Here is a 19,398-nt window from a genome sequence, read left to right on the forward strand (position 1 = left end):
GATTTCTGGTTTACCAGACTCCCCTTGAAATAACCAAGTGGGCATTACTTGCCAGCCGTTATTAATGCATAGGCATCATGGGCCAGCAGATCACGGGCTGCCGCCATAAAGTCTTTACATGACATAGCCCAGACTGGAATCCGGCCACACAGTGTTTGGTGCCACTGGCCCCGCGTCTCCAACAGAGTGACCAAACGGGTCAAATCACTGTCACTTCTTATTGCCAAGTCGCGGACAAAATATCGGCCAGACCATCTTTCAGGTGATGAGCCAATGACGATATCTCCTTCAAATTCTTTGAAGTATCTATATTTTACACCCAGCTGCTGCTCGAGATAATGGGCGAAAGTTACTCGAACAGGATAACAGCCCAATCCCAGCAACCAGCCATCCTGCTCCGCCAGCCAGCCAAACGGGCTCTCCTGACCGAAGCAGTCGTGACACTCACGGGCCGCAAGCTCGGCCCCGTGGGGGCCACTGATGGCAAAGCTGAAGATGGGATCCAGTGTGCGGACCACCCCGTCACGCTGCCTGAACACCTCCGTCATCAGTCCCACCTTGCTCGGGGTGGCTGCCGGGTCGAAACACTCGCCCGCCATTGGGCTGTAGGTGAAGGTCGGCACCAGCAGATCCCCCCCCAGCCACTGCTCCAGGTGCATCCAGAAAGCGGCTATCCCCTGGGCATTGCCCATACCGGGAAACTGGGCCACGACCATGGCATCCGAGTGCACCATGAGGGCGCTCCCCTTGGGGATCCCCAGCTCGCTCAGCGCCTGTTCGATGGCCTGTTTCACTCGGCAACCCCTTTGCGCAGCAGAGCCTGTCTGATATCGGCCAGGCTCTTCAGCTCGGCCAGCTCCTGCGGTTCGAACCGCACGGCAAAGTGCTGCTCGATGAGCAGCAGCAGATTGAAGTGTCCCAGGGAGTCCCACTCGGGAAAGCTGCCGAGGCCGAGGGCGGCCTGCTCGTTGATGCTGGCCTGGGGAAATTGCTGGCGAACCAGCGCGATGAGGTCATTCATTGGCATAAAACTCCAGAAACGGGAGAGAAAGAGAGGGGAGATCCAGGCAGAGGAACATCTCGTCCACCAGCGGCGTCAATCCCGCTGGAGTGGTTATCGGCCGGGTCGGCAGGGTCGCCAGAAAATCCCGCGCCGGCTGGTTGCGATCCGTGGGCACCAGACTTATCACCAGTTGGTCAACGCCTTTTGCCATCAGTCGGGCAGCCAGCTGTGCAAGCAGCCAGTGTTCGAAGCCTCGCCCCAGCACCCGACAGCTGATGGCCAGGGTATCGAGCAGCACGGCCCCCTCATTGAGGGGGCGTAGCACCAGCAGGGCCGTCATGCCGTGATCGGCAAACTTGTCCTGCAGCGAGGCCAGCCAGACCTCGCCCTGCGTACTGGCAAGCTGTGCCAGCTCACCCGCCTGATAACGCCGGGCGGAGAGATTGAACTGGTTGGTCTTCTGGCTCAGCTGCTCGGCCCGCAGCTGGTTGCTTTGGGAGAGTGGCTGCCAGCTCGCCCGCAGCCCCAACTGTTGCAAGAAGGCTTGTTCGTCGCCCAGTTGCTGGCGCACTGCATTCGCCTCTGCCTGTGCCTGATAGGAGCCTTGGCGCAAGCCGTCATCCCGGCTCTGGTGGCGGCTTTGCAGCTCGGCGAGCGTCATCAGCGCATCGGGCCAACCCCAGATCTCGGCGGGGGGCGTGATGACGGTGACCTCGGGGCAATTGGCACGCACCTCGGCACGCTCCAGCTCGCTGTCATCCCAGAACACCAGACTGTCCAGCCCCACATTGAGCCGCGCGGCCAGGCGCCGCAGGCCGGCTGACTTGGACTCCCAGCCAATCTCGGCCGCGGCTATGTGCCGGCGCTCAAGCACCATGCCCTGGTGCTGATCGAACAGCCGCCACACATCGTCGGCCAGATTCTTGGAGCAGAGCGCCAATATGACGCCCTGCCCATGCCAGTAAATGGCCGCCTGCTGGAAGGCTTGATAGAGGCGCCCCACCCCATCCTGCCCCAGCAGGACGCCACCCACGCCATCTTCGCCGACCACGCCACCCCAGAGGGTATTGTCGCAATCGAGCACCAGCACCTTGTGAGCTGGCCTGTGCAGCCGCTGCAGCAAGGGAGCAATCCACTGAGCCAGACTGGCCAACCCGGCCATCGAGAAGGGACAGGACATCAGATAGTGATTGCGGTTGTCGAAACAGTGGTGGCGACCCTGCTGTTGCAACCAGAGCGGCAGGTGCAAGTCATCCAGGCCGGGATACTGCTGCCGCAAATGGGCAAGCTGACGCTCACATTCATGGGCCAGACAGGCAAGCGCTGAGGGCGCAGCCCCAAATACGGAGACAGGGGAACGACTGCAGACCCCGACCAGCAGGTGATCCTGCTGTCGACGCTGCAAACGCTGTTGCAGGGGCTGACAGAGTGATTCGACGAAGGCGGCCACAGCCAGCTGTTGCGCCTCTTGTGCCAAACCGCTCCACGCTACCAGCGTCTGTGCCGGCACCAGATCTTCCCACAGCCAGATGATGATGTGAGTCTGGGGGGCAACCGCTTCAGATGGATTCATCAGGGTTTGCAGCCACTGCCCATGGGGCGCGACCTGCACCTCGCCATGGACAGCCAGCGACCGCCAGGCCAGATTGCCCGGCATCAAGAATGAACTGCCACTGAGATGAATCGTCGTCATGACTTCCCCCGCTCCGCTATCGGCGCCATCCAGATTGCAATGGCATGGCTGGATCGTCTTTGATCTTCCCAAAAAATAAAAGCCTTTTCAGCCACTTGGTCAGTAATTGATGCTGACGTAGGGCACCTCTTCCACCTGCCACAACTGCTTGAGGTAGACGGTCAGCACGAAGAAGAAGTTGGCCAGCAGGTTGGCGAAGCGATAGAGGATGGGATCGAAGCGGACGCCGCTCTCTTCGAGGCGCACCAGCAGGCGAACCACCTTCTTGCTGCCGCAGCGGCACAGGTGCAGGGTGGGGATGGGCTGCGGGCCACGAGGCAAGACAAAACCCGTGACCCGACCGCGGCTCGCCTCGTTGTAGTGGTCATACCGCGTTTTCAACCACGCCAGATCCTCTTCAAAAATACCGAGCTTGCCCCGTACCGAACCGTTGAGGTTGTAGATGAGTCGCTGCAGGGCCCCCAGGTCGGCCACCATCTCGCGGGTCTCTTCTTCCGGAGGCTGCTGGGCGAGCACGGCCCCCACCTGACAGCAAAGCTCGTCGGTGGCTATCTCGTAATCACACTGGAACTGGGTTTCGAAGATGAAGGGGTAGCAGAGCTCGCGCTTGTCTCTTGGCTTCTTGGGATTCGGGTTCATGGGCTGACCGGATTGGGAAAAGAGCCAGTTTGCCAGCCCCCGGAGGAGCTGGCAAACGGCAGCTTATGGCTTGAACCTGGCGATGGCGGCTCAGACGCTCTTGCTGGCGGGCTCGGTCGCAGGCTGGAACTGGCCTATCATTCGCAGCGCCTCCAGCATCCGCTGGTTGAAGCTGGTAAAGCTGTTGACCTGAGCCGGTTCGTTCTGGCCACGGGCCGCCAGCACCGCAGGGGTCAGTGCCTGCTGTTGCGATTCCGGCAACAGGGTATCCGCCTGTTGCTGTACCTGATTCAGCTTGGGCAGGTAATCCGCCAGCGGCTTGAGGAGATCCTGCAGGGAGCTGGCCCCCTGGTAGGTCTGGCTCAGCTTGACGCTCTGCTTGAGCTTGAGGGAGTAGGAGGCCAGCTGGCTGTCATCCAGCTTCAGCTCGCCCGCCTTCTTCAACAGGTCCTCGAAATTGCCGGAGAAGAAGTTTCCCGCCAGATCGTCGATTCCCTTGATCAGCTTGCCGATGGAATCCATCTCGTCGCTGCTGAGATCCCCCTCCAGCGAGAAGCTGAAGCTCTGGCTCGACTTGAGGCTGAACTGACTGCCACTCTCGCTGTTCTCGGATTTGACCTGCCAGCTGTCGTTGAAGCGCAGTACCACCTTGTCCCCATCCTTGGTCTGGATCTCCAGGTATCCCTGCTGACGGCTGGCCATCTCGGCCGCTCCCATCTCGGTGGTGGAGACCTTGCCAAAGAACTCTTTCTCGAACTCCTCAAGCCCGTCCTGAATCAGCTTGTAGCTCTGATCGATGCCGGTCTTGATGTCTTCGTTCTCGGTGGCCCAGTCACCCAGCTGCTCCCTGGCGGCACCAAATCCCATGTCCACGCCCTTGCGGGCCTGTTCCATCATTTCGGTCAGGTCATCATCGGACTTGCCGTCCGCACGGGCGGCGCCAAGCCGTCCTGTGATGAACTGCAACACATTGTCTGCCACCGACTGGAAGTCGAACAGGGTCTCGGGGGTGACCACCTCCGGCTCTTTTGCCTTGGGCGCCTGATAGCGCTGACCGTTGATCTCCAGCGCAAACTGCAACGCCTGCTGTACCAGTACCTGCGCCCACTTGGGCGGTTGGTGCAAGGAGACTTCTTCCCCGCTGCTGGCCTGCTTCTCTTGTGCCTGTTGGGGTGCCTTGGGCGAAACGCCCACTCCCTTGGGTTGGGCTGAGCCCACGCCGTCGATTTGCATAATGTGTCCTCCCACCATGCCTGTAGATCAGGTATCGGCCTGATTGAACACTTCTTGACCACAAAATACTGGACAATCTGCGGCTGGCTTTTAAAATCGGGCCCCTTTGGGTGGCCTGCTGCCTTCCCCCCGATTTCGACCCGGCCCTGCCGGTGTGCATGTGAGGTATATCATGACCCAAATCCAGCAAGCTGGCGCCGACTCCCAGGCCCTGCGGACCCCCGCCGACTATCAGGCCCAGCTCGACGAAAAGCGCGAGCGACTCACCCAACTGTTTGCCGGCTTCAATCCTCCCGCGCTGGAGGTGCATGCCTCACCCGCCGAGCATTACCGGATGCGCGCCGAATTTCGCATCTGGCACGAAGGGGATGACCTCTTCCATTGCATGTATGCCCAGGCCACCAAGGAGATCATCCGGGTCGATCACTTCCCCACCGCCAGCCTTCTGATCAACCAGCTGATGCCGGTGCTGCTGGCAGGGCTGCGCCCGCACTTCGTGCTGCGTCGCAAGCTGTTCCAGATCGATTACCTCTCGACCCAATCCGGCCAGATCATCGTGAGCCTGCTCTACCATCGCAAACTCGAAGCCGAATGGCAGCAAGCCGCCGAGACGCTGCAAGCCGATCTGCGGGCTCAGGGGTTCGACCTGCGGCTGATTGGCCGTGCCCACAAGCAGAAGATCTGTCTGGGCGATGACTTCGTCATCGAGCAGCTCAACGTGGCCGGCCGCCAGCTCACCTACAAGCAGGTGGAGAACAGCTTCACCCAGCCCAACGCCGCCATCAATGAGCAGATGCTGGGCTGGGCGCTGGATGTGACCAGGGGGAGCGAAGGCGACTTGCTGGAGCTCTACTGCGGCAACGGCAACTTCTCCATCGCCCTGGCCCAGAATTTCCGCAAGGTGCTGGCCACCGAGATCGCCAAGCCGAGCGTCGACTCCGCCCAGTTCAACATCGCCGCCAACGGCATCGACAACCTGATCATACTGCGCATGTCGGCCGAAGAGTTCACCATGGCGATGCGCGGCGAGCGGGAGTTCAACCGCCTCAAGGGAGTCGATCTCAAGAGTTACCAGTGCAACACCATCTTCGTCGATCCGCCCCGCGCCGGTCTCGACGATACCACTGTCAAACTGGTGCAGGAGTACGACAACATCCTCTACATCTCCTGCAACCCGGAGACACTGCAGGCCAACATGGCGGTGCTGGGCGAGACCCACGAAGTCGCCCGCTTCGCCCTGTTTGACCAGTTCCCCTGGACCCATCACATGGAAGCCGGGGTCTACCTGAAGCGCAAGGCAGGCTGATTCGACGGGTCTCCAGGACCGGCGTGACAACAGGGCCCAAGGGCCCTGTTTGATTAGTTATCCCGGTGCACGCCACGCGGGGAGCCGGTATGCTGGCAGGCGCGCATCCGCGCCACTGCCAGGGTGTCACGCCACAATGCAACGCATTCTTTTTGTTGAAGATGATCCCGAAATAGGCCAGCTCATCAGCAGCTGGCTTGCCCGCCACGACATTGACGTGCTGCTGGAGCCCAGAGGCGACATGGCACTTGCCAGAATCGAAGCCGAGCAACCAGACTTGGTGCTGCTCGACATCATGCTGCCTGGACAGGATGGCCTCTCCCTGTGCCGGGATCTGCGGCCGCGCTTCAAGGGCCCCATCGTCATGCTCACCTCCCTCGACAGCGACATGAACCAGATCCTGAGTCTGGAGCTGGGAGCCAACGACTACATCCTCAAGACAACGCCGCCCCCTGTGCTGCTGGCCCGGCTGCGGGTCCAGTTCCGCCAGCAGGGACAGGCACCGCAAGCAGCCGTGGCCAATACGCCGCCCCAGCGCCTGCAGTTCGGCCGCTTGCGGATCGACGGGCCGGGCCGGGACGTTCGGCTCGATGGCGACAGCATCCCCCTCTCCACCGCCGACTTCGACCTCTTGTGGGAGCTGGCCTGCCATGCGGGCCAGATCCTGGGACGGGAGGCGCTGTTTCGCAGCCTGCGTGGCCGCGACTACGACGGCCAGGATCGCAGCATGGATGTGGCCATCTCCCGCCTGCGCCGCAAGCTGGGGGATGACAGCAACAACCCGACCCGCATCAAGACGGTGCGCCAGAAAGGCTATCTGCTGGTGCCCCACGCCTGGGAATAATAGGGCCATCCGCCACTGACCACGGGAGAGCACACCCAATGCGCCGTCTGTTTATCCAGTTCTACCTGCTGCTGATCGGCTGTTTCACCCTGGCCATACTGCTGGTCGGCCTTGTCTATCAGGTCAGCGCCGAGCGGGCGGGCGACCGCTATCTGGAGCGGATGATGCAAGGCTCCCTCGGTCTGCTCACCGGCGAACTGGCGCGATTGCCGCCAGAGCGCTGGCCCGTGCGCATGGCGGAGCAGAGTCGCCAGCTCACCCTGCCGCTGCAGATCGGCGCCCTCGCCAACCAGCCGCTGGCCAAGGAGGATCAGGCCTTTCTCGAGGCGGGCAACATAGTCATCGTCGAAGGGGATGACACCTTCCTGCAGCGCATCCCGGGCACCGATCAAGTGCTGATCGTCGGCCCAGTGCCCTATCTCTCCTATCTGCACGAGCTGCACTGGGTCGATGTGGGGCTGCTGCTGGCCATAGGTCTCTCCCTCGGTCTGCCGATCCTGCTCTGGCTGCGCCCGCACTGGCGTGGCCTGCAACGGCTCGAACAAACCGCCCGCCGGGTTGGTGACGGGGATCTCTCCAGCCGCACCGGCCTGCCGCCCGGCAGCAGCCTGGGCCGGGTGGGACGCACTTTCGATCAGATGACGGAGCAGCTGCAAGCCATGCTGGCCAGTCGCAAACAGCTGACCGATGCCATCGCCCACGAACTGCGCACCCCGCTGGTCAGGCTGCGCTACCGGCTCGCCATGCTGGACCCGCAACCATCGGCAGCGGAACAACAGGGGCTGGAGCGCGATCTGGGGGCACTGGACGCCCTCATCGAGGAGATGCTCACCTACGCCAGGCTGGATCGTCCCGAGCTGCCGTTGCAATGCAGCGAGCTGGATCTGGCCAGCTGGGCCGGCAGCCGCCTACCGGACTGGCAGGCGCTGCTGCCAGAAAAACGACTCGACTTGGTGTGTCCCACCCATCCCCTGCCCTGGCGCGGCGATCCCCGCCTGCTGGATCGGGCGCTGGAGAACCTCATCGGCAACGCCCTGCGCCACGCCACCTGCCGGGTGACCCTCGCCATGAGCCAGCAGCAGGATCACTATCTGCTGGAGGTGACCGACGACGGCCCCGGCATAGATCCGGCGCTGGCGCCCCAGATCTTTGAGCCCTTCGTGCGGCTGGATCAGAGCCGGGATCGCCGTACCGGCGGCGCCGGTCTCGGCCTCGCCATAGTGCGCAGCATAGCCCGCCACCACTGTGGTGAGGTGCAGTTGCTGCCCAGTGCAGTCGGCGCCCGCTTCTGCCTCAGGCTGCCTGTACATTTGGATACAAACCGTCACCAGTCGCTCACTGAACCGCCAGCGGAACAGCCCTAGGATGAAGTCATGGAGAAAAGCTCCATGTCATCAACCCGAATGAGGAACTGGAATATGAACAAGCTGATCCCCCTGAGCCTGGCCGCTGTCTTCGCCCTGACCTCCGGCTTCACCATGGCAGCAACCCCCACCAAGGCAGCCGCCCCTCAGGCGACCCAGACCAAGGTGGTGAAAAAGCATCACAAGGCCACTCATGCCAAGGCACCGGCCGCCAAGGTCGCTCCCAAGACCAAATAACGACGCATCAAGCTTCCCGTAACAAAAAGGGGCCCCATCATGGGGCCCCTTCTGTCGTGGTCGGCATGGTGCCGCAGACTTATTCCAGCATGTAGTCTGCCGGCAGAGCGACGCGCGCCACGCCGGAGGTTACCGCCGCCAGCGCCACGGCACGGGCCACCCGTGGCAGCAGACGGGCATCCATCGGCTTGGGAATGACGTAATCCTTGCCGAAGGAAAGCGCGCTCACCCCTGCTGCGGTCAGCACCTCGGCCGGTACAGGCTCCTTCACCAGACCGCGGATCGCCTCGACCGCGGCTATCTTCATGGCATCGTTGATGCGACTGGCGCGGGCGTCCAGCGCGCCGCGGAAGATGAAGGGGAAGCAGAGCACATTGTTGATCTGGTTCGGATAATCGGAGCGGCCCGTGCCCATGATGAGGTCATCACGCACCGAGTGGGCCAGGGACGGCTTGATCTCGGGATCCGGGTTGGAGCAGGCAAAGATGACCGGATTGGGGGCCATCAGTGCCACCGCTTCGGCGGGCAGCACATCCGGACCGGACACACCGACAAACACATCCGCCCCTTCAATCACATCCATCAGGGTGCGCAGCGGCGTATCGTTGGCAAAGCGCTGCTTGTACTGGTTCAGATCGCTGCGGCCCGTGTGGATCACTCCCTGGCGGTCGAGCATGAAGATGTTGTGTGGCGCGGCGCCGCACTTGATCAGCAGATCCATGCAGGCAGTGGCCGCAGCCCCCGCCCCCATGCAGACGATGCGACTCTGTTCGATGCGCTTGCCCTGCACTTCCAGCGCATTGAGCAGACCGGCGGCGGTAACGATGGCGGTACCGTGCTGGTCATCATGGAACACGGGAATATCGCAGCGCGCGATCAGCGCCTCTTCGATCTCGAAGCACTCCGGCGCCTTGATGTCTTCCAGATTGATGCCACCGAAGGTGTCGGCGATGGCCGCCACAGTGTCGATGAACTGCTGGCTGGTCTCGTGCTTCACCTCTATGTCGATGGCATCTATGCCGGCAAAGCGCTTGAACAGCAGGGCCTTGCCCTCCATCACCGGCTTGGAAGCCAGCGGGCCCAGATTGCCCAGCCCCAGTATGGCGGTACCGTTGGAGATGACGGCCACCAGGTTGCCCTTGCCGGTGTAGCGGTAGGCATCATCGGGATTGGCGGCGATCTCGCGCACCGGCTCGGCCACACCCGGGCTGTAGGCCAGCGCCAGATCGTGGGCTGTCTCGGCGGGCTTGGTGAGGGCGATGGCAATTTTGCCCGGCACGGGCTGAGCGTGGTAATCGAGTGCTTCTTGACGCAGATCGGACATGGGGGACCCCGATACGGAAGTGAATGATGTGGTGCATTGGCTCGCGACAGGCGAGGGCTGGAGATCATAAAGAAAACCGCCGGCCTTTCACAGAGGAAAGTATCGTCGGCAGCCAATGACAATTCAGTAATTAGCACGTCATGCTAACTTGAAGTACCCATTTAGTTATAGATATGGTTTCATCCCATCACAGGGAGGCCTGCTTTGGCTTCTGCCTGTCTGGCGATGGCCTCCGTCATCCCCTGAAAGATGAAGAGATGAAACGGCAGCATGGCAAGCCAGTAGGCCAGTCCCCAGGCCCCCTGGGGATGCCAGTGGGCAGTGACCCTGATCCGGGTCAGACCGGACTCCTCCGGCAGGATATTGAATGCCAGTCGCCCCACCCCGGGCGCCTTCATGTTGAACAGCAGATCCAGCCTGCGCCCTTCGTCCACCCCCAGGATCTGCCAGGAGTCCAGCATGTCCCCCTTCACGAAGCGATCCGGGTTGGTGCGACCACGAGTACGGGCCGGGCCGCCGATCAGGTGATCCATCCACTCGCGCACCACCCACAGTTCGTTCATGTAGAAGTAGCGTTGCTCCCCCCCCAACTGCTGCAATACCTGCCACACCACCTCTGGCGAGGCGAGACAAATGGCCTCCCCGCTGGCGGTACGGTCATAGAAGCCGTACTCGGGATGGCGCCAGCGCAAGCCCAGCGGCGTCTCCTCCCCCTGCTGCTCGGCACCGAGCTTCTGCTCCAGCGCCAGACTCTCCGCCAGCGCCTCGTCAAAACTGAGCAGTGTCTGGGGCAGCAAGGCCCGCAGCGGGCCATCATCGGCAGGGATATCGTGCTTGAGGCCACCCACCAGCGCCTTGGCCACCGGCTGCGGCACAGAAGTGACGAATTGCAGCCACCAGGCAGAAAGCTTGGGGCTCAGGAAGGGGATGGGAATAATGGGGCAGCGCTTGCCGATATGGGCGGCAAACTTCTGCAACTGCTGCTGGTAGCTGAGCAGCTCGGGGCCAACGGCATTGAGCACCTGGCCATCCACCCCCTCAACTTCCACCAGCCCGCCCAGATAGTGCAACAGATTGGAGAGGGCGATGGGAGGCGTGCGAGAGCGCACCCACTTGGGGGTCACCATCATGGGCAGGTTGAACACCAGATCCCGCATCACCTCGAAGGCAGCCGAGCCCGGCCCTATGATGATGCCGGAGCGCAACTCCACCGTCGGTACACCCGAGTCACGAAATAGTTCACCACAATAGCGGCGGGAGTTGAGATGACGACTGTTGCACTGCTCGGGCTGAATGGCACCCAGATAGATGATGCGGCGCACCCCGGCGGCGCGGGCGGCGGCGGCAAAGTTCTTCACTCCCTGCTGCTCCAGCCGGTGAAAATCGGCGCCAGCCCCCATGGCGTGGACCAGATAGAAGACGGTGTCTATGTTCGCCAGCGCAGGCAGCAGTGTGATGGGCTTGAGACTGTCGGCAAAGCGAAACTCCACGCCCTGCGGCAGGCGGCAGGGGCGACGAGCGCCAGCGATCACCCGATAACCCAGCCCTTGCAGGTGAGGGACCAGATAGGAACCGATATAACCCGCGGCTCCCATCACCAGACAATTTCGCATTGGCACTCCTCCCGTATTGTTCATGCTCACCATGAAGGTGCTGTCATCGACAGACATGCATCTCCCTTGATTGAGCCAACACCATAGGGCAAACCGGTTCAATACAAAACGTCGACCAATGAAAAAGGCGCCCGATGGGCGCCTTTTTCAGAATTCTTCAGAAGTAAGATTACTTCTTGGCAGTCAAGCCACCGAAACGCTTGTTGAACTTGTCTACACGGCCGCCGCTAGAAACTTCTTTCTGCTTGCCGGTATAGAACGGGTGGCATGCGGAGCACACGTCCAGGTTCAGATCTTTACCCATGGTAGAGAAAGTGTTGATGACGTTACCGCAAGAGCACTTGGCGGTGATGGCTACGTACTCGGGATGGATACCAGCTTTCATGGACAACCTCAATTATCAGGCCGTGTCGCTATCCGATCTTCTGTCGGACACCACACGATTGTTGAACACAGTTTCAAAGGCTGCGAATAATATAGGAAATGCCTGAGATCAGGCAAGTGGCTTCGCAGAAAAAATAGGCAATCCCTGGTGAATTCTTCCCAAACGCTGGATCTGGTTCGTGTCGCTGTCCCGGTACCGTTACGCCGTCACTTCGACTATCTCTCTCCCTTGCCCCTGCCTGAGCCCGGCTGTCGGGTCGAGATCCCCTTCGGTCCCCAGACGCTGGTCGGGCTGGTGGTCGACCATCCGGCCGAGAGCCAGGTGCCCAGAGCCAAGTTGAAACCCTTGAAAAGGGTGCTCGACAGCACGCCAGTGCTGGGGCCGGACATACTGGCGCTGATGAACTGGAGCGCAAACTACTACCAGCATCCGCTGGGAGAGGTGCTGCCCCACGCTCTGCCGGTGCTGGTACGCAAGGGGGAGCCAGCCGCCTATCGGGAGCTGGAGTTCTGGTTTGCCACGCAAGCCGGGATGGATATGGACCTCAATGAGCTAAAGCGGGCTGCCAAGCAGCAACAGACCCTCGCACTGCTGCGCAAGGGGCCGCAAACCCCGTCCGCCCTCAAGCAGGAGGAGATTCAGAGCGCGGCGCTCACGGCGCTGGAGAAGAAGGGCCTGCTGGAGAAACGCAGCCTGGAGCCGAGTCACGATAGTGACTGGGCGACGCACTTTGACGCGGGAGAAGGGCTGCGCCTCAACGGCGAGCAGGCGCTGGCGGTATCCGCCGTCACCAGCCAGAGCGACCAGTTCGGCGCCTTCCTGCTGGACGGCATCACGGGGTCAGGCAAGACAGAGGTTTACCTCAGCATTCTCGAACCCCTGCTCAAGGCGGGCAAGCAGGCGCTGGTGATGGTGCCGGAGATTGGCTTGACCCCCCAGACCATCAACCGCTTCCGCCGCCGCTTCAAGGTGCCTGTGGTGGCGATGAACTCCGCCATGAATGACAGGGAGCGGCTCGATGCCTGGCTCGCCTGCCGCGATGGCGGCGCCGCCATCCTGATAGGGACCCGTTCCGCCGTCTTCACCCCGTTCAAGAACCTCGGCATCATCATCATCGACGAGGAACACGACGGCTCCTTCAAGCAGCAGGACGGCTTTCGCTACCACGCTCGGGATCTCGCCGTGATGCGGGCCCATCGCGCCGGCATTCCCATCCTGCTCGGCTCGGCCACCCCGTCGCTGGAGACGTTGCACAACGCCAGAACCGGCAAGTATCACCACCTCAGCCTGACCCGCCGCGCCGGCAACGCCCAGACTGCCCGTCAGGTGATCCTGGACATCAAGAGCGTTCGACTGCAGGCCGGGCTCTCCCCCCAGCTGGAGCAATTGATGGCGGAGCACCTGGCGGCAGGCAATCAGGTGATGCTGTTTCTCAACCGGCGCGGCTATGCCCCGTCGCTGATCTGCCACCAGTGTGGCTGGAGCGCCGCCTGCGAGCGCTGTGACGCCTGGTACACCTGGCATCAGGCAGGGCGTCGCCTGCACTGCCACCACTGCGACAGCGTGCGCCCCCTGCCCCACAGCTGCCCCGAGTGCGGCAGCAACGAGCTGATAGGCTCAGGGGTGGGCACAGAACAGCTTGAGCAGCTGCTCACCACGGTTTTCCCCCAATACCCCGTAGTGCGCATCGACAGAGACAACACCCGCCGTAAAGGGGAGCTGGAGACCCATCTCGGCGACATCAAGGCGGGCAAGTACAAGATCCTGATCGGCACCCAGATGCTGGCCAAGGGCCACCACTTCCCGGATGTGACGCTAGTGGGCCTGCTGGATGTGGATGGTGCCCTGTTCAGCGCCGATTTTCGCGCCGCCGAGAAGCTGGCCCAGCTCTACACCCAGGTGGCGGGTCGCGCAGGTCGTGCCAGCAAGCCCGGTCTGGTGGTGTTGCAGAGCCACCACCCGGAACATGCCCTGTTGCAGGATCTGACCCAGAACGGCTACGGCCACTTCGCCGACACAGCGCTGAAAGAGCGTCACCTGCTGGGGTTGCCACCGTTCAGCTATCAGGGGCTGTTTCGGGCCGAGGCCAATGGCCGTGACGAGGTACAGCTGTTTCTCGCTCGCCTCGCAGATACGCTGCGCAGCGCCCGTTACCCCCACGTGCAGGTACTGGGGCCCATCAGCGGCTTCATGGAACGCAAGGCGGGCAAGTTCCGGATGCAGTTGCTGGTGCAGGGGCCGAACCGGGCCCCGCTGGCACAACTGATGGATTGGGCGGTCAAGGAGCTGGACGGCTGGCCCGAGACCAAGAAGGTGCGCTGGAGTCTGGATATAGACCCCACCGAGCTGAACTGAACCAATTCGTATATTGCTCAAGCGCTGACGGCGACTCGCCAGAAGTGGTGGCTCGCGATCCCGCGATTCGCCAGCCTGGGTCCGGGTTCAGACCCGCAGATCGATCTGCTGCACCCAGCCCCCCTTGCCCTGCTCGGTGAGGTAGAGGCCGGATTGGCGCAAGACCCCCTGATTGCCGCTCTCCCCCAGATGGTTGAAGGGCGTATCGAGGGGGCGCAGCAGTATGGCACCTATCCCAAGCTCCACCAGGGCGATGGGGGCATGATCCGGGTGCCAGAACTGCAGGGCAGAGAAGTGGCTGTCTCGTTCATCCAGTACGCCGTTGCCATCTTCATCCAGCGCCGCCAGCTCACCAAAACCGTTGCCGGAACGGGCACCGAACAGCTCGCCACCATCGTCTATGGCGCCGTTGCCATTGCGATCCAGCGCCACGAAACCGCTGCCTTCGCTCAAACCCGGCAGGCTGTCATCCTTGCCATCCTGATCGATATCGAAGTTGACCCTTGCCTCGGTCAGATCGGCTATCTTGCCATCCAGACTGAGCACCAGCGGGTCTTTCAGGGCATTGAGGGTGGTGCGGCGCTGACTCACTTCAAGCTGCCGCCAGTCGAGTACAAAGCCGAGATCGAGCTGCAGGGTCTGGCCGTCACTGGTCTGCACGCTGGCCGATGCCACTACATTGAGCTGCTCCTGTTCCAGCAGAGTGTCGGTCACCTCCACCGCCTGATCCGGCTCCGCTGCCTGAGGGGCGGCCTCTCCCTGGGCCACGCCCTCCATCTCCCCTTCAGATGACTTGATGGGTTTGGGCAGCTCTATCTCGTGGCCGAGCATGGCCTCTATCATCAGCTTGATCAGCCGCAGCCGGTTATCCAGGCCGTCATTTGGATTGGTCTCCTCGGCTTCCGGATTGACCAGAGAGGGTACCCCCTCAGTCCCCATGACACCTTGCTGACCCGCCCCCCCTTGCGTCGAGATCGTTCTGGCTGAGCGCATCAACTCCGCCACCACGCGTTCCACAACAGGATCCGCAGCCGGACCTGCAGCAGGGGTGGCCTCACCGGCTGTCGTATTCCCGGGCACAACCGGGGCGACAGGCCCCAGATTACGTACCTTGCGAGTCTGTAGCTGCTGATACTGGTGTTGCACCTCCCCCTGGAGGTCGTAGTGATCGATGCGCATCTGATCGCCCTCGGCGCTATACATCTGGTCAGTTATCGACCAGCTGCAACTGGGGGCTTAACACCGATTGGCTATATCAGTTCACGGTTGCATCATCATCGGCACATAACAAGGCCAGGGCCAGCGATCTGGCCTGCACCAGTGCCAGCGGCTGCTGATAGCTGTGGGCCATCACAACGGCGCCCTCCAGCAAGAGACAAAGTCCGGTAGCTTGCGGGATGCTGCACCCAAGCTGCATCCTGACCCAGTTCAACAGCGCCTGTTTGTGCGCCACCACCAGCTTGCGCACCGGATGACGCGGATCGGCAAATTCGGCGCTGGCATTGATGAAGTTGCAACCGTAGAAATCACTGCGACCAAACCACTCCCCGAATCCGTCGAGCAGAGCCTGCAATCGACTCTCCCTCTCCTCCAGACCTGCCAGCTTCCCCTCGAGCAGGGCGAAGAACTCCTGCTCGCGGGAGAGCAGTACAGCCTCGATCAAGGCATCCTTGGTCGGAAAATGGCGGTAGAGGGTTCGCTTGGTACTACCCGCCTCCGCCCAGATGCGATCTATGCCGGTTGCGTGAAAACCATGGCGATTGAACAGGCGATAGGCGGTTGCCATCAGCTGCTGGCGCTTTTCACTCACGATTTATCCCTTGAAGTACACCGATCTGTCTACCTAATGTGCCTAATCACGTCAGACAAACCAAGAGAGAAACGTGATGAAAAAATGGTATGGCCCGTTCTGGGCAGGGCTGGGGGCCGCCTTGGCGATCGGGATACTGGGCTGGTTGAACGTCAGTTGGCACACGGCCCTGATCATGGCGCCTTTCGGGGCAAGCTGTGTGCTGCTGTTTTCACTGCCGGCAAGCCCGCTGGCTCGTCCGTCCAAGGTGCTCGGAGGCCATCTGCTGACCGCCAGCGTCGGACTGCTGGTGCAGTGGCTCCCCTTGCCGCTGGAGTTGCAGCTGGCATTGGGAGTGGGTCTGGCCATAGCGCTGATGCAGGGCCTGGATCTCATCCATCCCCCCGCTGGCGCCAACCCCTTGCTGGTGTTGATGACGGGGCAGGAGTGGCCCTTCCTGTGGCAGACAGTGCTGCCGGGCGCCTTGCTGCTGATCCTGCTGGGCCAAGGTTTTCAACGGCTGAAGCTGTGGCCGCTCAAAACCACATAAAGCAAAGAGGGAGGCAGCGCCTCCCTCTTTGTTATCTCGCTATCCCGTCCATGCCGTTACTGGACTGGCTGGGAGACCCCTTCCAGGTGGATCTCGACCCGGCGATCCGGGGCCAGACAGGCGATGAGTGCGGGCCTGGAGCCAGTGCTGCAGTTGTTGCCGGTTACGGGGGAATATTTGCCACGCCCCTCGACTCGCACTTTGTCGGCAAACAGTCCCTTGGCGATCAGATAGTCGGCCACTGTGCGGGCACGTTGTTCCGACAATGCCTGGTTGTAAGCATCGGAGCCGATACGGTCGGTATGCCCCACCACAGTCGCGGCACCGTCCTTGGGATTGGCGGCCACTATCTGGCTGAACAGGGTATCGAGCGCCTGACTGGCAGCCGGCTTGAGGGTGGCCTTGTTGAACTCGAACAGCACATCCGAACTCAGGCTGAACGTCTTGGGGGCCACCACAACGGCAGGTGCGGGTTCCACGGCAGGGGCCGGAGCAGGGGCCACCACCTCGTTCCCGTGCTGGCCGAAGCGATAGAGCATGCCCACCGAGAGCAGGCCGTTATCCATCTCTATGCCGGAACGATCGAGGGAGGCATCTCCCAGCGGGGTTGTGTACTGATATTCGAGACGGGCGGCCCAGTCACGGTCGATAGCGTATTCGGCGCCCAGGGCCCCGACAAAAACTGCGCCATGCTTGTCGCCGGTCTCCTTGATGAAATCGGTCGCCGTCCGGGCTGACAGCTCGCTGTCTGTCCAGGCGTAGCCACCACCAATCCGGCCATAGAGATCCAGCGCATCATTGACCGGAAACCCTATTTTCATGGTGGCCTGGATCATCTGGCTCTTGGCTTCTCCCTCCACCCTGACCCCGCTCAGCTCACCGGACGAGGTGTACTTGCCGAGCCAGTCATAGCCGAACTCGAAACCCAGGTTGGGGTTGAGCTGATAACCGGCAAACGCACCCAGTCCGAGAGCATCCTTGCTGGTGCCGGTATTTTGCAGCGCCCCCAGGGTATTCGAAACCACTTGCTTCTGGTCGACGTCGAAGTACTTGGACCAACCGGCCTTGCCCCCGGCATACCAGGTATTGTCCTGGGCGGCAGCCTGCACGGCCCCCGTCGCAAGCAGGCCGCTGACCAGAGCGGCAAGTATCGATTTATTCATGGTGAAAGCCTCTGCAATAAGTCGTTGTGGGCGCGCAATGCGCTCTCTTCCCTGATGGGGCCAAGCTGGCCCCGTCACTCAGGTTATCCCATCTCTTGTCAGCCTCAAATGACCAGGGACTCAAGAGTGTGAAGCTGGCGACATTCCAGACGGGAAAACGACCCTGTGCATGAGGATTGTCATAGAGCGTTGAAAGCGCTGCATAAACTTGGCTCTTCCGGTGGCCAATATGTCGCTGTCGCCACCTAAGACCCAAGAACAGGCCCAAAAAGAAGAGGGAGACATAACGCCTCCCTCCTGCTTTTCGCTCTGTATCAGCTGGCCAGAAACAGCCGGTAGGCGGGGTCGTCACTCACCTCCTTCCAGCCGTAGCCAATCTCGCGCAGGTAGTCGTGGAAGGCGGCCACGTCCTCATCCGGCAGCTCGAAAGCGCAGAGCACACGGCCGTAGTCGGCGCCGTGGTTGCGGTAGTGGAACAGGCTGATGTTCCAGCGACAGCCCAGGGTCTCCAGAAAGCGCATCAGGGCGCCCGGTTGCTCCGGAAACTTGAAGCTGTAGAGACGTTCACCGAGGGGCCGGGCCGGGCGGCCGCCAATCATGTAGCGCACGTGGTTCTTGGCCAGCTCGCTCTCTGTCATATTGACCACTGGATAGCCGTTGCCGCCGAGTTGGTCGATGATCTGGCCCAGCTCCTCGTCGCCACCGGTCAGGCGCACCGAGACGAACAAGGAGGCCTGAGCCGCATCCGAGTAGCGGTAGTTGAACTCGGTCACCATGCGCGGGCCGAGCTGACGGCAGAAGTCGAGGAAGGCCCCCTTGCGCTCGGGTATGGTCACCGCCAGCATGCCCTCGCGCTTCTCGCCGATCTCGCAGCGCTCCGACACATAGCGCAGGCTGTGGAAGTTGACGTTGGCACCGGAAAGGATGGCCGCCATCCGCCCGCCCTTGACCTGCTCCCGCTCGCTGTAGGCCTTGAGACCGGCCAGCGACAAGGCCCCCGACGGCTCGGCGATGGCACGGCAATCGTCGAAGATGTCTTTCAGCGCGGCGCAGATCTGGTCGTTGGAGACGGTCACCACCTCGTCCAGATACTGGTTGCACAGGCGGAAGGTCTCGGTGCCGATGCGCTTGACCGCTACACCGTCAGCAAACAGGGAGACCCGCTCCAGATTGACAGGTTCGCCGGCCTCCATGGCAGCCTTGAGGCAGGCGGACCCCTCCGCTTCCACCCCGATCACCTTGACGTCCGGCAGCAGCTGCTTGATATAAACCGCCACACCTGCAGCCAGGCCACCGCCACCCACAGGCACGAAGACGTGGGTGAGGTGGGTATCCTGCTCCAGCAACTCCTTGCCGATAGTGCCCTGGCCCGCGATCACCTCGACGTCGTCAAACGGCGGTATCAGGGTGTAGCCCTCCAGTTCGGAGAGGCGGCGGCTTTCGGCATAGGCCTCATCGAAACTGTTGCCAAACAGCATGACATTGCCGCCCTGGCGGCGTACCGCATCGATCTTGATGTCCGGCGTGGTCTTGGGCATCACTATGATGGCCTTGATGCCGAGCTTGGCCGCCGACAGGGCGACCCCCTGGGCATGGTTGCCGGCAGAGGCGGCGATGACGCCGTGATCCTTCTGCTCCTGGGTCAGGGTGGCGATCTTGTGATAGGCACCACGCAGCTTGAAGGAGTGCACGGGTTGCAAGTCTTCACGCTTGAGCGCCACATGGTTGCCAAGCCGTTCAGACAATTTTTTAAGGGTCTGCAAGGGAGTCACCCGCGCCGCCTCATAGACGGGGGAGAGCAACACCTTGCGTAGATAATCAGCCGCAGAGACCATGAGTTATTCCTCCGTCTCGCATTGATGGGCGCATACTGCGCCCGACTCATCACGGAGCAAACGAT

Annotated in this window: 18 protein-coding genes; 6 read left to right on the forward strand and 12 right to left on the reverse strand. The window is 61.7% G+C overall.

Annotation, left to right across the window (positions count from 1 at the left end):
- Positions 1-44 precede the first annotated feature (44 nt).
- From OKC28_RS09855 to OKC28_RS09875, 5 genes are all read right to left on the reverse strand, one after another.
- The gene (locus OKC28_RS09855) at positions 45-794 is read right to left on the reverse strand and encodes an AAC(3) family N-acetyltransferase (RefSeq protein WP_270689037.1); all 750 of its coding nucleotides are present in this window, start codon (positions 792-794) and stop codon (positions 45-47) included.
- Positions 791-1,021, reverse strand: a complete 231-nt coding sequence (locus OKC28_RS09860; RefSeq protein ID WP_043142890.1) for an acyl carrier protein — start codon at positions 1,019-1,021, stop codon at positions 791-793. The genes OKC28_RS09855 and OKC28_RS09860 overlap by 4 nt, the downstream gene beginning before the upstream one ends.
- On the reverse strand, positions 1,014-2,696 hold the full coding sequence (locus tag OKC28_RS09865) for an HAD-IIIC family phosphatase (protein WP_270689041.1): 1,683 nt from the start codon (positions 2,694-2,696) through the stop codon (positions 1,014-1,016). Before OKC28_RS09865 ends, OKC28_RS09860 begins: the two co-directional genes overlap by 8 nt.
- A gap of 99 nt (positions 2,697-2,795) precedes the next feature.
- Entirely contained in the window at positions 2,796-3,335 is a 540-nt protein-coding gene (locus OKC28_RS09870) for an ATP--cob(I)alamin adenosyltransferase (protein ID WP_270689043.1), read from the reverse strand.
- Between the two features lie 90 nt (positions 3,336-3,425).
- Positions 3,426-4,568, reverse strand: coding sequence for a DUF5610 domain-containing protein (locus tag OKC28_RS09875; protein ID WP_021138479.1), 1,143 nt, complete (start codon positions 4,566-4,568; stop codon positions 3,426-3,428).
- 172 nt (positions 4,569-4,740) lie between these two features.
- On the opposite strand from OKC28_RS09875, the gene trmA reads away from it, so the two are divergent.
- The 4 genes from trmA to OKC28_RS09895 all read left to right on the forward strand — a co-directional run bounded on the left by trmA (position 4,741) and on the right by OKC28_RS09895 (position 8,319).
- Entirely contained in the window at positions 4,741-5,874 is a 1,134-nt protein-coding gene (trmA, locus tag OKC28_RS09880) for a tRNA (uridine(54)-C5)-methyltransferase TrmA (RefSeq protein ID WP_155602376.1), read from the forward strand.
- A gap of 136 nt (positions 5,875-6,010) precedes the next feature.
- A complete protein-coding gene (gene rstA, locus OKC28_RS09885) occupies positions 6,011-6,718 on the forward strand; it encodes a two-component system response regulator RstA (protein ID WP_005318245.1) in 708 nt (235 codons plus the stop codon).
- 38 nt (positions 6,719-6,756) lie between these two features.
- Entirely contained in the window at positions 6,757-8,082 is a 1,326-nt protein-coding gene (rstB, locus tag OKC28_RS09890) for a two-component system sensor histidine kinase RstB (RefSeq protein ID WP_155602375.1), read from the forward strand.
- Positions 8,083-8,136: 54 nt separating this feature from the next.
- Positions 8,137-8,319, forward strand: coding sequence for a hypothetical protein (locus OKC28_RS09895; protein WP_166541505.1), 183 nt, complete (start codon positions 8,137-8,139; stop codon positions 8,317-8,319).
- A 79-nt stretch (positions 8,320-8,398) separates the two neighbouring features.
- Here the strand turns inward: OKC28_RS09895 and OKC28_RS09900 are convergent, their stop codons facing one another.
- From OKC28_RS09900 to rpmE, 3 genes are all read right to left on the reverse strand, one after another.
- Positions 8,399-9,643: a malic enzyme-like NAD(P)-binding protein gene (locus OKC28_RS09900; protein WP_155602373.1), complete on the reverse strand. Its 1,245-nt coding sequence runs from the start codon at positions 9,641-9,643 to the stop codon at positions 8,399-8,401.
- A gap of 179 nt (positions 9,644-9,822) precedes the next feature.
- Positions 9,823-11,256, reverse strand: a complete 1,434-nt coding sequence (locus OKC28_RS09905) for a DUF2867 domain-containing protein (RefSeq protein WP_166541512.1) — start codon at positions 11,254-11,256, stop codon at positions 9,823-9,825.
- A 169-nt stretch (positions 11,257-11,425) separates the two neighbouring features.
- Positions 11,426-11,641 carry a 50S ribosomal protein L31 gene (gene rpmE / locus OKC28_RS09910; protein WP_005318234.1) on the reverse strand — a complete coding sequence of 72 codons (216 nt, stop codon included), beginning with the start codon at positions 11,639-11,641 and terminating at the stop codon, positions 11,426-11,428.
- Positions 11,642-11,788: 147 nt separating this feature from the next.
- Here rpmE and priA point away from each other — a divergent pair, with 147 nt between their 5' ends.
- A complete protein-coding gene (priA, locus tag OKC28_RS09915; RefSeq protein WP_270689049.1) occupies positions 11,789-13,996 on the forward strand; it encodes a primosomal protein N' in 2,208 nt (735 codons plus the stop codon).
- An 87-nt stretch (positions 13,997-14,083) separates the two neighbouring features.
- Here priA and OKC28_RS09920 read toward each other — a convergent pair whose 3' ends face one another.
- Together OKC28_RS09920 and OKC28_RS09925 are read right to left on the reverse strand one after the other, a co-directional pair.
- Positions 14,084-15,199: a hypothetical protein gene (locus OKC28_RS09920; protein ID WP_270689051.1), complete on the reverse strand. Its 1,116-nt coding sequence runs from the start codon at positions 15,197-15,199 to the stop codon at positions 14,084-14,086.
- Between the two features lie 52 nt (positions 15,200-15,251).
- Positions 15,252-15,806 (reverse strand): TetR/AcrR family transcriptional regulator, encoded by a 555-nt coding sequence (locus tag OKC28_RS09925; protein ID WP_270689053.1) that lies wholly within the window; start codon positions 15,804-15,806, stop codon positions 15,252-15,254.
- A gap of 76 nt (positions 15,807-15,882) precedes the next feature.
- Between OKC28_RS09925 and OKC28_RS09930 the strand changes: the two genes are divergently transcribed.
- Positions 15,883-16,335 carry an HPP family protein gene (locus OKC28_RS09930; RefSeq protein WP_155602370.1) on the forward strand — a complete coding sequence of 151 codons (453 nt, stop codon included), beginning with the start codon at positions 15,883-15,885 and terminating at the stop codon, positions 16,333-16,335.
- 56 nt (positions 16,336-16,391) lie between these two features.
- Here OKC28_RS09930 and ompA read toward each other — a convergent pair whose 3' ends face one another.
- Positions 16,392-17,498: a porin OmpA gene (gene ompA, locus OKC28_RS09935; protein ID WP_155602369.1), complete on the reverse strand. Its 1,107-nt coding sequence runs from the start codon at positions 17,496-17,498 to the stop codon at positions 16,392-16,394.
- A gap of 314 nt (positions 17,499-17,812) precedes the next feature.
- Entirely contained in the window at positions 17,813-19,333 is a 1,521-nt protein-coding gene (gene ilvA, locus OKC28_RS09940; RefSeq protein ID WP_005318222.1) for a threonine ammonia-lyase, biosynthetic, read from the reverse strand.
- Positions 19,334-19,398: the final 65 nt, after the last annotated feature.

It is taken from the genome of Aeromonas sp. D3 (genome assembly GCF_027705025.1).
GTDB lineage: Bacteria > Pseudomonadota > Gammaproteobacteria > Enterobacterales > Aeromonadaceae > Aeromonas > Aeromonas salmonicida.